Origin of the sequence: Mycobacterium sp. AMU20-3851 (assembly GCF_043974665.1) — a bacterium.
Taxonomy (GTDB): domain Bacteria; phylum Actinomycetota; class Actinomycetes; order Mycobacteriales; family Mycobacteriaceae; genus Mycobacterium.
Genome location: NZ_CP146371.1, coordinates 2,027,429 through 2,041,341 on the forward strand (window position 1 = coordinate 2,027,429; position 13,913 = coordinate 2,041,341).

General features: G+C 68.9%; 14 protein-coding genes. 6 read left to right on the forward strand and 8 right to left on the reverse strand.

All coding sequences use genetic code 11. The features are described 5' to 3' along the window. Position 1: 1 nt before the first annotated feature. From V4U86_RS09760 to V4U86_RS09770, 3 genes are all read right to left on the reverse strand, one after another. A complete protein-coding gene (locus V4U86_RS09760) occupies positions 2 to 1,117 on the reverse strand; it encodes a beta-mannosidase (protein ID WP_395311042.1) in 1,116 nt (371 codons plus the stop codon). 70 nt (positions 1,118 to 1,187) lie between these two features. Continuing rightward, the gene (locus V4U86_RS09765; RefSeq protein WP_395311043.1) at positions 1,188 to 1,808 is read right to left on the reverse strand and encodes an MBL fold metallo-hydrolase; all 621 of its coding nucleotides are present in this window, start codon (positions 1,806 to 1,808) and stop codon (positions 1,188 to 1,190) included. Next, positions 1,805 to 2,890 carry an S-(hydroxymethyl)mycothiol dehydrogenase gene (locus V4U86_RS09770; RefSeq protein WP_395311044.1) on the reverse strand — a complete coding sequence of 362 codons (1,086 nt, stop codon included), beginning with the start codon at positions 2,888 to 2,890 and terminating at the stop codon, positions 1,805 to 1,807. The genes V4U86_RS09765 and V4U86_RS09770 overlap by 4 nt, the downstream gene beginning before the upstream one ends. Positions 2,891 to 2,963: 73 nt before the next feature. Here V4U86_RS09770 and V4U86_RS09775 point away from each other — a divergent pair, with 73 nt between their 5' ends. Together V4U86_RS09775 and V4U86_RS09780 are read left to right on the forward strand one after the other, a co-directional pair. Beyond that, positions 2,964 to 3,788, forward strand: coding sequence for a serine hydrolase domain-containing protein (locus V4U86_RS09775; RefSeq protein ID WP_395311045.1), 825 nt, complete (start codon positions 2,964 to 2,966; stop codon positions 3,786 to 3,788). A gap of 110 nt (positions 3,789 to 3,898) precedes the next feature. Next, on the forward strand, positions 3,899 to 4,411 hold the full coding sequence (locus V4U86_RS09780; protein WP_073853935.1) for a DUF3145 domain-containing protein: 513 nt from the start codon (positions 3,899 to 3,901) through the stop codon (positions 4,409 to 4,411). A gap of 87 nt (positions 4,412 to 4,498) precedes the next feature. On the opposite strand, the gene V4U86_RS09785 is transcribed toward V4U86_RS09780, so the two are convergent. Then, positions 4,499 to 5,320 (reverse strand): SDR family NAD(P)-dependent oxidoreductase, encoded by an 822-nt coding sequence (locus V4U86_RS09785; protein WP_395311046.1) that lies wholly within the window; start codon positions 5,318 to 5,320, stop codon positions 4,499 to 4,501. 123 nt (positions 5,321 to 5,443) lie between these two features. On the opposite strand from V4U86_RS09785, the gene V4U86_RS09790 reads away from it, so the two are divergent. Then, complete coding sequence (locus V4U86_RS09790) at positions 5,444 to 6,022, forward strand: TetR/AcrR family transcriptional regulator (protein WP_395311047.1); 579 nt, start codon at positions 5,444 to 5,446, stop codon at positions 6,020 to 6,022. Between the two features lie 3 nt (positions 6,023 to 6,025). Here V4U86_RS09790 and V4U86_RS09795 read toward each other — a convergent pair whose 3' ends face one another. Both V4U86_RS09795 and V4U86_RS09800 read right to left on the reverse strand, forming a co-directional pair. Further along, positions 6,026 to 6,919, reverse strand: coding sequence for a diacylglycerol kinase (locus V4U86_RS09795; protein ID WP_395311048.1), 894 nt, complete (start codon positions 6,917 to 6,919; stop codon positions 6,026 to 6,028). Further along, entirely contained in the window at positions 6,916 to 8,484 is a 1,569-nt protein-coding gene (locus V4U86_RS09800; RefSeq protein WP_395311980.1) for an FAD-binding oxidoreductase, read from the reverse strand. The genes V4U86_RS09795 and V4U86_RS09800 overlap by 4 nt, the downstream gene beginning before the upstream one ends. A gap of 50 nt (positions 8,485 to 8,534) precedes the next feature. Here V4U86_RS09800 and V4U86_RS09805 point away from each other — a divergent pair, with 50 nt between their 5' ends. Beyond that, complete coding sequence (locus V4U86_RS09805) at positions 8,535 to 9,128, forward strand: TetR/AcrR family transcriptional regulator (RefSeq protein ID WP_395311981.1); 594 nt, start codon at positions 8,535 to 8,537, stop codon at positions 9,126 to 9,128. Then, on the forward strand, positions 9,125 to 10,648 hold the full coding sequence (locus V4U86_RS09810) for a glycerol-3-phosphate dehydrogenase/oxidase (RefSeq protein ID WP_395311049.1): 1,524 nt from the start codon (positions 9,125 to 9,127) through the stop codon (positions 10,646 to 10,648). Before V4U86_RS09805 ends, V4U86_RS09810 begins: the two co-directional genes overlap by 4 nt. Here V4U86_RS09810 and V4U86_RS09815 read toward each other — a convergent pair. Then, the gene (locus tag V4U86_RS09815; RefSeq protein ID WP_395311050.1) at positions 10,645 to 11,526 is read right to left on the reverse strand and encodes a LysR family transcriptional regulator; all 882 of its coding nucleotides are present in this window, start codon (positions 11,524 to 11,526) and stop codon (positions 10,645 to 10,647) included. The genes V4U86_RS09810 and V4U86_RS09815 overlap by 4 nt on opposite strands. Positions 11,527 to 11,613: 87 nt before the next feature. Here V4U86_RS09815 and V4U86_RS09820 point away from each other — a divergent pair, with 87 nt between their 5' ends. After that, the gene (locus tag V4U86_RS09820; RefSeq protein WP_395311051.1) at positions 11,614 to 12,366 is read left to right on the forward strand and encodes an SDR family oxidoreductase; all 753 of its coding nucleotides are present in this window, start codon (positions 11,614 to 11,616) and stop codon (positions 12,364 to 12,366) included. A 72-nt stretch (positions 12,367 to 12,438) separates the two neighbouring features. Here V4U86_RS09820 and V4U86_RS09825 read toward each other — a convergent pair whose 3' ends face one another. Then, positions 12,439 to 13,860 (reverse strand): acyl-CoA carboxylase subunit beta, encoded by a 1,422-nt coding sequence (locus V4U86_RS09825; RefSeq protein ID WP_395311052.1) that lies wholly within the window; start codon positions 13,858 to 13,860, stop codon positions 12,439 to 12,441. Between the last annotated feature and the right edge of the window lie 53 nt (positions 13,861 to 13,913).

Genomic DNA, 13,913 nt, shown 5'->3' on the forward strand with positions numbered 1-13,913 from the left:
GTCAGCCCGGGGAGGTGCCGACCAGTTGCATCAGCGGATCGCTGGGCCCGATGTCCAGCGTGCATTCGCCGGCCCGGGGATCCGGGACGAAGGACCAGAACATCGCACCTGCGGTGCCCTGCCTGCGCATCTCGGTGAACGCTTCGCGCAGCACCCGCTCCCGGTGGTGGACCGACCCGCAGGATCCGGCCTGCATGCCGATCTCGGTGATCAGCAGCGGCTTGTTCAGTGCCCGGGCCTGCTGTGTGCGCCGCACCAGACCGTCGAACATGTTTCCGGGCAGATAGTCGATGCCGTGGTAGAAGTGGTACTCCAGCACGTCCACCCCGGGCGACGCGTTCACCAGCTCGAAGGCCTCACCGGCCGAGCCGCACTGCCCGCCGCCCGCGTGGCCGCTGAAGATGACTGTGTCCGGGTCGATTTCGCGGATCCGGGCGCCGGTGGCGTCGTAGAACGAGCGCAGTACGTCCGGTGAGTCCGGATGGCAGTAGCGGCGGGTCCAATCACACTGCGGGTCCCGGCAATCCGACGGTTCGGGTTCCCCGACGGCGGTCCAGCCGGCCAACGCCGGCGAGTCGCGCCAGCGCTGCACCGCGGTGTCCAGCCAGGCCTCGAACGTCATCGGCGCGCCGGGCGAGACCTCGGTGCGCCACCCCCGGGCGAACCACTCGTAGTCCTTGAACGAGTCACCTTCGCACGCACCCTCATTGCTGGACAGCACCGCGACGAGCAGTTGTCCGTGCCGCTCCGCCGCGCGTACGACCGCGTCGATGGCCGAGAAGTCGAGCAGCCCGGTGTGCTTGTTCACCGCGAGACTGGAGAACGCATTGAACCGGGTCAGCGAATGGGGCTGGAGCCGGCTGAAGTACGCGTCGAGATCCACCTGGGCACCACACCCGGCGTTGACGGACCAATCGGTGGCCAGCTGATAGGCGTTGATGCCGATCGGCCACCACGGCTTGTCGTCCAGGGTCAGCGAGGTGCCCGAGACCCCGAGCGTCGGGATCGGTGGCTTCGGCGAGACCGGATCGGCCGGTTGCGACGGCGGTGCGGCACACGACGCCGTCAGGATCATCGCCAGAAATCCGACGATGATCAGCAGTAACCGCCGTCTCATGAGGGGAGCTTAGTGCTCCCCGTCACGAATCGTGTACTCAGTGGCGGTGTCGACGGGCCACTTCCGTTCGTCAGTGGCCGCGGGTGACCCAGTCGTCGTAGTGGGTGAGTTCGCCGCCGATGGTGGTGGTGTCGCCGTGGCCGGTGTAGACCACGGTCTCGTCCGGGAGCAGGCCGAGGCGGTTCTTGATGGAGTCCAGGATGGTGGGGAAGTCGGAGTAGGAGCGCCCCGTCGCGCCGGGGCCGCCCTGGAAGAGGGTGTCCCCGGAGATGACGGCGCCCAGGTCGGGGGCGGACCAGCAGACCGAGCCCGGCGAGTGGCCGGGGGTGTGGAGGGCGTGCAGTTCGATGCCGCCGGCTGTGAGGACCAGGCCGTCGTCGACGGTACGGAACTCGGCGCCGGGGTGGACGGTGTTCCAGAGCATCTCGTCGGCGGGGTGGAGGAACACCGGGGCATCCAGGGTGGCGCCGAGTTCGGGCGCCACGGTGATGTGATCGTTGTGCCCGTGGGTGCACACGACGGCCACCACGTTGCGCCCGGCGACGGCGTCGATGATGGGTGCGGCGGTGTGCGCGGCGTCGAAGACGATGACGTCGTTGTCGTCGCCGACGAGCCAGATGTTGTTGTCCACCTCCCAGGAGCCGCCGTCGAGTTCGAAGGTGCCGGAGGTGACGACCCGCTGGATGCTCACAGCACGACCACCGAGCGCAGCACCTCACCGGCGTGCATCTTGTGGAAGGCGTCTTCGATGGCGTCGAGGCTGATGCGTTCGGTGACGAACTTCTCCAGCGGCAGCCGGCCCTGGCGGTACAGCGAGATCAGGGTGGGGAAGTCGCGTTCGGGTAGGCAGTCGCCATACCAGCTCGACTTCAACGAACCGCCGCGGGAGAAGAAGTCGACCAGCGGCATCTCCAGGGTCATGTCCGGGGTGGGGACGCCGACCAGGACGACGGTGCCGGCCAAATCGCGGGCGTAGAAGGCCTGCTTCCAGGTTTCGGGGCGTCCGACGGCGTCGATGACGACATCGGCGCCGAACCCGTCGGTGAGGTCCTGGATGGTTTTGACGGGGTCGAGGTCGCGGGCGTTGACGGTGTGGGTGGCCCCGAAGTCGCGGGCGGTGTCGAGTTTCCGGTCATCGACGTCCACGGCGATGATCGTCTTGGCCCCGACCAGGGCGGCCCCGGCGATGGCGGCATCGCCGACCCCGCCGCAGCCGATGACCGCGACGGTGTCATCGCGGCCGACCGCGCCGGTGTTGACCGCCGCGCCGAGCCCGGCCATGACCCCGCAGCCCAACAGGCCGGCCACGGCGGGGTCGGCTTGCGGATCGACCTTGGTGCACTGGCCCTGATGGACGAGGGTTTTGTCGGCGAAGGCGCCGATGCCCAGCGCCGGGGTGAGCTCGGTACCGTCGGTGAGGGTCATTTTCTGGGTGGCGTTGAAGGTGTCGAAGCACAGGTGCGGGCGCCCGCGTTTGCAGGCCCGGCATTCGCCGCAGACCGCGCGCCAGTTCAGGATGACGAAGTCGCCGACGGCGACGTGGGTGACGCCCTCGCCGATGGACTCGACGATGCCGGCGGCTTCATGACCGAGCAGGAAGGGGTATTCGTCGTTGATGCCGCCTTCGCGGTAGGTCAGGTCGGTGTGGCAGACCCCGCAGGCCTGCACCGCGACCACCACCTCGCCCGGGCCCGGATCGGGGATCACGATGTCGACCAACTCCACCGCCGCACCCTTGGACCGAGAAATCACACCACGCACCGTCTGACTCATGCCTATAACCTAATACCCGGCCCGAGGGTCTGCCGGACAGGTGTCCAGTCTGGTCGCAAGTAGCATCCTGCGCGTGGGCGCTCTGGAACTTCTCGACGACTGGCCGGTTCGGACCGCTGCTGCCGCGGTGGTCGGGCCGGCGGGTGTACTCGGCACGCACGGTGACACCGCACAGGTGTTCCGGCTGGCCTCGGTGACCAAGCCGCTGGCGGCTCGCGCGGCGCAGATCGCCGTCGAGGAGGGCGTCTTCGAACTGGACACGCCGGCCGGCCCGCCCGGCGCGACCGTGCGCCATCTGCTGGCTCACACCTCCGGCGTGTCGATGCAGACCTCGGACGTGCTCGCTGCGCCGGGGACACGCCGGATCTACTCGAACTACGGGTTCACCCTGCTGGCCGAGGCGTTGCAGGAGGCCGCCGGCATCGAGTTCGGGCAGTACCTGAGCGAGGCGGTGTTCGAGCCGCTGGGCATGCGGTCCTCGACGTTGCGCGGCGGGGCGCCCGCGGCCGGTTACGGCGGCTACTCCTCGGTGACAGATCTGGCCGCGTTCGCCGCGGACCTGCTGCGCCCCGAACTGGTCTCGGCGGAACTGCACCGCGAGGCGACGTCGGTGCAGTTCCCGGGCCTGAACGGCGTACTGCCCGGCTTCGGATCGCAGCGCCCCAACGACTGGGGATTGGGGTTGGAGATCCGGTCGGAGAAATCACCGCACTGGACCGGCTCTGCGAACTCCGCGCGCACCTTCGGCCACTTCGGTCAATCGGGCACGTTCCTGTGGGTGGATCCGGCCGTTGACCTGGCCTTTGTGGTACTCACCGATCGGGACTTCGGGGACTGGGCCCATCCGCTGTGGCCGGCCATCTCTGATGGAGTCCTGAGAGAATTCGGGGCACACTAGCGCAACACGCGTCCCACAAGGCACAATAGACACGCACGAAACAGCTGCACAGTTCGGTAACACCAGGTCGTTGGGGAAGACGTCCCTCGTGGAGCCGAAGGAGCAGAAGTATGCGTGCGTCGAACCAGTTCGCCGAGGCGACAACTGGCGTGGTTTACGTTCACGCCTCGCCCGCGGCGGTATGCCCACACGTGGAGTGGGCACTTTCGTCGACCCTGTCGGCGCGGGCGAACCTCAAGTGGACGCCCCAGCCCGCCATGCCCGGGCAGCTTCGCGCTGTCACGAATTGGGTGGGCCCGGTGGGTACCGGCGCGCAGTTGGCCAATGCCCTGCGGTCGTGGTCGGTGTTGCGCTTCGAGGTGACCGAAGACCCCAGTGAGGGTGTCGACGGACATCGCTGGTGCCACACCCCGCAGCTCGGGCTGTGGCACGGAGTGATGAGCGCCAACGGCGACGTGATGGTCGGCGAGCAGCGGCTGCGCAGCCTGATGGCCTCCGGGGCCGATGCGCTGGCCGCCGATCTGGACTCGGTGCTCGGCACCGCGTGGGACGAATCGCTGGAGCCCTACCGCGGTGGTGGGGACACCGGTGAGGTCACCTGGCTGAACCGCGGAGTCGGCTGACACTTTCTGAACGCAATGTCACCCTGGCAGCGTTGCCGCGCACATATATGCGTGGCGCGGCTGTCAGGGTGACATTGCGTTTGTAAGTCAGGAAGCCATTGCCTCGGCGAGCATCGCGCGCAACGGGTTGCGCGGGTTGCCGGCGGTGATGCCGCCATCCACCGGCAGCACGATGCCGGTGACGTAGCGGGACCGGTCGCTGCCCAGATAGACGGCGGCGTTGGCGATGTCGGAGGTGTCGCCGTCGAACTTCAGCGGACGGTCCTCGGCGATGATCCGGCGGATCGCCGACGTGGTTCCGGAATCCTCGGCATCGCCGGTCGCCGAGGACAGGATCGCCGTCGGGATACCGCCGGGGGCGATGCAGTTGACCCGGATTCCGTACTCGGCCAGATCGATTGCCGCGGACTTGCTGAAGTGGATGACGCCGGCCTTGGCGGCCCGGTAGGACAGCACGGTGCACCCGGCCTGCATCCCGCCGATCGAGGTGGTGTTGATGATCGAGCCGCCGCCGTTGTCCTTCATGTGGCGCGCCGCGATCTGGGTGCCCAGCATCACGCCGAGCAGGTCGACCTTGAGCACCTGCTCGAAGTCTGCGAAGTCATCGTCGAGGAGGTTGGGCTGCATCGTGCCGGAGATGCCCGCGTTGTTGAACATGATGTCGAGACCGCCGAAGGTGGCGACCGCGAAGTTCACCAGGTCCTCGACATCGCTGCGCTCGGAGACGTCGGTGTACTTGAACGCACAGTCGGGGCCGAGTTCGGCTTCCATCGCCTCGCCCTGATCGGCATTGACGTCGGCGATGACGACGTAGGCGCCCTCCTTGAGGAAATGCCGGACCGCGGCCCCGCCGATGCCCGCCGCGCCGCCGGTGACGATGGCGACTTTGTTGGCGAGCTCGAATGTCATGGCAGGCGGGTCCTTTCGGGATGTCTGGACGATCGTCCAGTAGATTCCCCATCCATGATCGCCGCATGCTGGACGATCGTCCAACTATCGTGAGGGCATTCACAGCCTCGGAGGGGAGTGACGATGGGCACTTCGGGTGAGCCGGGCGCCGAACCCGCGACCCGGGACCGGCTGCTGGCGGCCGCCGCCGAACTGTTCGGCGAGCACGGCTACGCGGGCACCTCGCTGCAGATGATCGCCGACCGGCTGGGATTCCGAAAAGGCGCGATATATCACCACTTTCGTGCTCGCGACGAGATCCTGCAGGCCCTGATCGGCCCGGTGCTGGACACGCTGGCGGATATCGTCACCGATGCCGAGGCCCAGCCTTCGGTGGCCGCCCGCGCCGAGCGGATGATCACGGGTTACGCGGCACTGGCCGCCGACAACCGCGCCACGGTGTCGATGCTGCGCGGTGATCCGGCGGTCCTGGAGTTCATTCGCAGCCGCCCCCGGTGGAGCGGTCTGATCAACCGGCAGATGACCCTGCTGGCCGCCGCGCACCCCGGCCCCGGCGGCCGGGTCCGGGCCGCCATGGTGCTGTCCGGAATGTCCGCGGCCGCCGACCCGGCCGTGCAGAACCCGCCCGGTATCGATCTTCGGCACGAGCTCGCCGAGGGTGCCCGGCACACGCTCGGATTGCGAATCCCCAAGGGGGACTGAGCATCAGCTCGGGACCAGGATGTTCAGCGCGCCGGGCACCGTGCTCACCTCGACCGGTAGCGGGCAGACGAACTCGCCGTCGGCGTACGCGTTGATGCCGGGACAATCCACCTCGATGGTGCGCGCCCGGCGGGTGGTCACCTCGTCGAGGTCGACGTGCGTGCCCTTGAACACGGTGGGGAACAACCGGATCAGCCGGGTGCGCGAGGCCGACGCCACCATGGTCACGTCGAACATGCCGTCGGTCGGGTCGGCGCCGGGGCAGATCAGCATGCCGCCGCCGTAACTGCGGGTGTTGCCCACGGTGGCCAGGGTCAGATCGGTGACCACCACTTCGCCGTCGAAAACCAGGCGGAACGGCAGCAGGCGCAGTTTCGAGATCTCGGCAACCATGGCGAGGTTGTAGCGCATCCGCCCGTGCGGCCAGCGCATCCGATTGGTCCGGTCGGTGACCAGTGAATCGAATCCCGCGGCCATCACGGTGCCGAACCACCGGCGGGTGCCGTCGGCCCCGGTGATCAGGCCGAGGTCGATCGTCGTCACGTTGCCGTCGGCGACCACATTCGCGGCGGCTTCGGGATCGCTTGTCGGAATGCCGAATTCACGCGCATGGTCGTTGCCGGTGCCGGCCGGGATGATGCCCAGCGGGGTGTCGGTCCGGGCCAGCACCTGCAACGCCAGCGAGACGATGCCGTCACCCCCGACCACCACGAGCGCATCCATGCCGCGTTCCAGGGCGCCCTCGGTGAGTTGACGGGCGTGGGCGGCGTCGCGGCCGGCGATGGCCACCACGTCCAACCCGCGACGGTGCAGTTGGGTGATCGCCCGCTCCGCGGCGTGCGAAGCACTGCCGTGCCCGGACGCCGGGTTGGTCAGGACGGTGACCCGGCCGATCATGGAATCAGCTTGCCGGGGTTGAGAATTCCGGCGGGATCCAGCCGCGCCTTGACCGCCCGCAGGACCTCGACGCCGAGATCGCCGATCTCGGCCTGCATCCACGGCCGGTGATCCGCGCCGACCGCGTGATGATGGGTGATGGTGGCGCCGGAGCGCACCATGGCGTCCGAGGCCGCGGCCTTGGCGCGCCGCCACTGCTCGATGGGATCACCCTGCTGGGCGGCGACGACGGTGAAGTACAGCGACGCACCGGTGGGGTACACATGCGAAATGTGGCACATCACCAGGGCCTGGCCCAGCGCTTCGGACAGCGCCGCGGTGACGGCTGCCTTGACTACCGGCACGCCTGCCCAGTTGGTCGCGGTCTCCAGCGTCTCGCACAAGGCGCCCGCGGCAAGCAGCGAATCGCGCAGGTACGGCGCACCGAACCGGCCGTGCTCCCAGTTGCGCGCGGGCGCCTCACCCAGTGAGGTGGCGCCGCGGGACCGCAGCAGCGCCGCGGTCTCGGCGTGCCGGCTCTCGGTGTGGGCCGGACTGCCCTCGAACACCGTGATCGCCAGGCAGCCACCGGTGATGCTCTGCTCGCCGATGTGCTCGGTGGTGGCCAGGTTCACCCCGGTCTCGGCCTCATCGGACAGCCGGATCACCGTCGGTCCGGTGCCGGTCTGGATCACGGCCCGCAACGCATCGGCGCCGGTGCCGAAATCCGGGAACGACCACGCCTCGTAGCGGGTGGACTGCGACACCGGATGCACCCGCACCCGGACGCTGGTGATGATGCCGAACACGCCCTCGGATCCCACCATCAGCTGACGCAGGTCGGGCCCGGCCGCCGAGGCGGGAGCCCGGCCCAGGTCGAGCACCCCGGCCGGGGTGACCACCCGCAGGCCGCGCACCATATCGTCGAACCGGCCGTACCCGGCGGAGTCCTGTCCGGAGGAGCGGGTCGCGGCGAACCCGCCGATGGTGGCGAACTGGAAACTCTGCGGAAAATGCCCGAGCGAGAAGCCGCGGGCACCGAGCAGTTCCTCGGCGCGGGGCCCGGTGACGCCGGCGCCGAATTCGGCCTCGCCGGATACCTCGTCGAGACCGTGCAGTGCGTCGAGCCGGCGCAGATCCAGCGAGACGACGGCGGCGAAATCTCCGCGCTCCGGGTCGAGGCCGCCCACCACACTGGTGCCGCCGCCGAACGGGACCACCGCGATCCGGCGCTCGGTACAGACCCGCAGGATCTCGGCGACCTCGTTCTCGTCGGCCGGCAACAACACGGCATCCGGCGCATCCTGCACCCCGGTGTCCTTGCGGCGCAACAGGTCCAGTGTCGACTTGCCGCCGGCGCGCAACAACCGGCTGTGATCGTCCACGCGGCAGTACTCCGCTCCGATCGCGGACTCCAACGCTTGCCGGTCGGCGTCGGCCAGTGCCGAGGGGCGCACCCGGACCTCGGCGATGTCCAGATCCGGGGCCGCCGGACCATCGATGCCGAGTGCCTGTTTGAGCAGGGCCTTGATGCCGTCGGAGAGCGGTTTGGCCGCCTGCGGATCACCCCAGGCATTCCACTTCATCGGGGGCTGTAGTTCGGTGCCGGCTCGCATCATGCGTTACAGTCTTACACATCATGTCAATCAGTAACGAGGCCTCCGGCGAGGGCGCCGACACCCTGAACGACCGCATCCTGGATGCGGCCGCCAGTTGTGTGCTCGCCTTCGGTGTCGACCGGGTGACGCTGGCCGAGATCGCCCGCCGTGCCGACGTCAGCCGTCCCACGGTGTACCGGCGCTGGCCGGACACTCGGTCGATCCTCGCCGCGCTGCTCACCGCCCGGGTGGTCGGGGTGCTCGACGACACCGGGGGCCGGGAGCCGGGGCGCGAGGCGCTGGTCGGCCGCATCGTCGCCGTCGCCGGGAAACTCCAGCACGACGAGATCGTGATGGCCGTGCTGCACAACGCCCCCGAACTTGCCATGGTCTACATCGCCGAACGCCTCGGCACCAGCCAGCAGATCCTCATCGACGCGGTCGCCGGGCAGATCGAACTCGCCCAGGAACACGGCAGCGTGCGCCCCGGGGACCCGCGCAGGCTGGCGGCGATGTGCCTGCTCATCACCCAGTCCACGGTGCAGTCCGCGCAGATGGTCGAGCCGATCCTCGGCGGCGACGCGCTGGCCACCGAACTCGGCCACGCCCTGAACGGATACCTGAAGCGATGACCCGAAGCGCACTGAACCGCGCCCGCCGCAGCGCCGAGCTCGCCGCACTCACCGACGGCGACCCGGTCGACGTGCTGGTGATCGGCGGCGGCATCACCGGAACCGGCATCGCACTGGACGCCGCCACCCGCGGACTGCGTGTCGTGCTGGTCGAGAAACACGATCTGGCCTTCGGCACCAGCCGGTGGAGCTCCAAGCTGGTGCACGGCGGGCTGCGCTACCTGGCCAGCGGCAACGTCGGCATCGCCCGGCGCAGCGCCATCGAGCGCGGAATCCTGATGACCCGCAACGCTCCTCATCTGGTCTCGGCCATGCCGCAGCTGGTTCCGCTGCTGCCCGGCATGAGCCGCGCCGCGCGTGCCCTGGTGCGCACGGGCTTCATCGCGGGCGACGGGCTGCGTGCGCTGGCCGGGACGCCGTCGACCGTCCTGCCGCGGTCCCGCCGGATCGACGCGGGCCGGGCGGCCGAACTGGCCCCCACCGTGCGCCGCGCCGGACTCGACGGCGCCTTCCTGGCCTACGACGGCCAACTGATCGACGACGCCCGGTTGGTCACCGCGGTGGCGCGCACCGCCGCCCAACACGGGGCTTCGGTGCTGACCCGGGTGTCCGCGCAGGGCGCGCAGGGGGATTCGGTCCATCTCACCGACGAGCTGACGGGGCAGACGGTGCAGATCCGCGCCCGCGCGGTGGTGAACGCCGCCGGGGTATGGGCGGGGGAGGTGGACGCGTCGATCAGGCTGCGGCCCAGCCGCGGCACCCACCTGGTGTTCGACGCCGCGACCTTCGGCAATCCGACGGCGGCGCTGACGGTCCCGATCCCGGGCGAGCTCAACCGGTTCGTCTTCGCCATGCCCGAACAGCTGGGCCGGGTCTACCTCGGCCTCACCGACGAGGACGCACCGGGACCCATACCCGATGTGCCGCAACCGACCCCGGCCGAGGAGGCGTTCCTGCTCGACACCGTCAACACCGCGCTGGACACCGCCCTGACCGCCGCCGATGTGCGCGGTCGCTACGCCGGGCTGCGGCCGCTGATCGAGAGCGAGGGCCACACCGCCGACCTGTCCCGCGACCACGCGGTGACCGAATCGGGCAACGGGGTGATCAGCGTGATCGGTGGCAAGCTCACCGAATACCGGTACATGGCAGAGGACGTGGTGGACCGGGCGGTGGCGCTGCGGGGGCTGGACGCGGCGCCGTGCCGCACCCGTAACCTGCCTCTGGTCGGTGCACCGGCCAATCCGGTGTCGACGCTGCGGACCGCGCATGACCTGCCGTCCTCACTGGTGGCCCGGTACGGCGCCGAGGCGCCCAATGTCATCGCGCGGGCCGCCTGCGACCGGCCGACCGACCCCGTCGCCGACGGGATCGACGTGATCCGAGCCGAATTCGACTATGCCGTCAGCTATGAGGGCGCACTGACCCCGGACGACATCCTGGACCGGCGCACCCGGATCGGTCTGGTGCCCGAGGACCGGGCACGGGCACACGCCGCGGCTGCCGAGTTCACCGGCTAACGACCGGCGGCCAACACCGCGTCCCGTTCCGCGGAGCTGGTGTGCCGCAGCCACATTGCCTGCACACCGACCAGCAGTTCCGGTTCCAGGTCCACCACCTGCACCCGGCCGTTCATCGCGGCGCCGGCGGGTGTGGTGACGAATGCGACCCCACCGGTGGTCAGCGGTGCGGCGACCGGGGCCGAACCCTGCACCCGGCTCACGAGGTAGTCCGGTTCGAATCCGGCGCGCCGGCAGGCGCCCATCAGGAAATCACTGTAGGAGGACGCCCCGGGCGGAGCCCACAGCGCCACCGTCTCACCGGCCAGTTCGCCGATGTCGATCACGGACTCGGTGGCCAGCCGGTGTTCGGCGGGCAGTGCCAACCGCACCCGGTCGTAGCCGATCACGGCGGTGGCCAGGTCGGCATAGGGCACGATGCCGCGGCGCAACCCCAGATGTACTGTGCCCTCGATGATCTCGCGTACCAGCTGATCGGGAAAGAGCTGCCGGAAGGTGAAGGATCGGTCCGGAAACGCGTCGATGGCCGGTTCCAGGTGCACGTAGGCTTCGGTGCCGCTGAGGGTCGGTGCGTAGCCCACCACGAACTCGCCCTCGGCTCCGGCCGCCGCCCGCTGAACCCGGTCGGTGACGGTGTAGGCCGCGGCCAGCAGCGTGCGGCCCTCGTCGAGCAGCAGCTCACCGGCGTGGGTCAGCGCCACCCGGCGGCCGTCCCGGGTGAACAGCGTGGCACCGAGTTCCTTCTCCAGTTGAGCCACCGAACTGCTCAGCGCCTGCTGGCTCAGGTGCAGGCCGTTCGCGGCCCCGGTGAAACTGCCGGTTTCGGCGACAGCGATGAAGTGCCGCAGTCGACGCAGGTCCGGAAATGGTCGCGTCATCGGCCCAGTGTTGCACAAGAACTACTTGTGGATTCCTCGGATTCTTGCGTTTCCTGTTTGTCGGTTCGGTGATTTACCGTCGTGTCAGTGAGCACGAACCTGCACGGGAAGTCCGCGGTGATCGCCGGTGGGGCCAAGAACCTCGGCGGTCTCATCAGTGCGACGTTGGCGACCTGGGGGGTGAACGTCGCGGTGCACTACCATGGCGCGGCCACCGAAGCCGACGCCGACGAGACCATCGCCGAGGTCGAGGAGGCCGGCGCCAAGGCCATCAAGTTCCAGGCCGACCTGACCGAACCGGCCCATGTCGAGGCGCTGTTCGACGCGGCGATCGGTGCCTTCGGCGGCGTGGACATCGCGATCAACACCACGGGTCGTGTACTGCGCAAGCCGATCGTGGAAACCACTGTGGCCGAATATGATTCGATGTTCGACATCAACGCGAAGGCGGCCTTCTTCTTCATCCAGCAGGCCGGCCGCAAACTCGCCGACGGTGGTTCGGTGATCACCATCGTGACCTCGTTGCTGGCCGCGTTCACCGAGGGCTACGCCACCTATGCCGGCGCCAAGAGCCCGGTCGAACACTTCACCAGGGCGGCGGCCAAGGAGTTCGCCGCACGTGACATCAACGTCAACAACGTCGGCCCGGGGCCGATGGACACCCCGTTCTTCTACGGGCAGGAGACCCCGGAACGGGTGGCCTTCCACCGGTCCCAGGCGATGGGCAACCGCCTGACCATGATCGAGGACATCGCACCGCTGGTGGTGTTCCTGGCCGGCGAGGGGCACTGGATCACCGGACAGACCATCTTCGCCAACGGCGGCTACACCACCCGGTAGCGCCCCCGAGAAACAACTTCGGCGCGTTCACATTCGCTGAGCGAACGTGAACGCGCCGAAATCGCAGACTGGTTACAGCGGGATGTTCTTGTGCCGGCCGCGCCGGGCGGGCGCCTCGGCCAGTGCCTGGGTGATCACGCTGCGGGTGTGCGCGGGATCGATCTTCGCGTCCACCACACCGATCTCGATGGCGCTGTCCACGCCGCCGGCGATCCGCTCGTGCTCGGCGGCCAGTTCCTCGTGCAGGGCGTCGCGCTCATGGTCGGCGGCGGCGGCCAGCTTGCGCTTGTGCAGGATGCCGACCGCGGCCTTGGCGCCCATCACGGCGACCTCGGCGTCCGGCCAGGCGAACACCTTGGTGGCACCCAGTGAGCGCGAGTTCATCGCGATGTAGGCGCCGCCGTAGATCTTGCGGGTGACCAGCGTGACGCGCGGGACGGTGGCCTCACCGAATGCGTGCAGCAGTTTGGCGCCGCGGCGCACCACGCCGCCCCACTCCTGATCCACACCGGGCAGGTAGCCGGGGACGTCCACGACGACCACCAGCGGGATGCCGAAGGCATCACAGAGGCGCACGAAACGCGCTGACTTCTCGGCGCTTTCGGAGTTCAGGCAGCCGCCGAGGCGCAGCGGGTTGTTGGCGATGACGCCGACGGTGCGCCCGGCCAGCCGGCCCAGGCCGACCACGATGGACGGGGCCCAGCGGGACTGGAACTCCTCGAAGTGCGAATCCTTGTCCAACAGTGCCTCGACGATCGGGTGCACATCGTAGGCACGCCGTGCGGACTCGGGCATCAGGGCCTTGAGGTCGGTGTCCCCGGCCTCGGCCTTGCTGCGGTCGAAATGACCCTGCTGGCAGAACAATCCGACCAGGCGACGGCCGCGCTCGTAGGCGTCGAGTTCATCGTCGGCGACGATGTGGCAGACACCGGACTTCTTGTGATGGGCCTCCGGGCCGCCGAGGGACACCATGTCGACGTCCTCGCCGGTCACGCTGCGCACCACATCGGGGCCGGTGACGAAAACCTTGCTGTCCGGAGCCATCACGATGACGTCGGTCAGCGCCGGTCCATATGCGGCGCCGCCGGCGGCGAAGCCGACCACCACGGAGATCTGCGGGATGTAGCCCGAAGCGCGGATCATCGCCTCGAAGACCAGCCCGACCGCGTGCAGCGCCTTGACGCCCTCGGCCAGCCGCGCGCCACCGGAGTGCCAGATCCCGACGATCGGGCTCTGCTCCTCGATGGCGACGTCGTAGGCGTCGACGATGTGTGCGCACCCCTCGATACCCATCGCGCCACCCATGACGGTGCCGTCGGTGCAGAACGCGATGGTCCGCACACCGTTGACGGTGCCGGCGGCCGCCAGGACACCGGACTTGTCGCGCTCGTGCAGCAACGAGACGCTGCCGTCGTCGAAGAAGGTCTTCAGGCGCAGCAGCGGATCGCGCGGGTCGAGCGACTCGGCGGCCGCTTCGGGAGCCATGATGGTCATCCAGTCCTCCTGGTTACGCGTCGGATGGTGACCGGCGCCTTCGGGTACTTCTG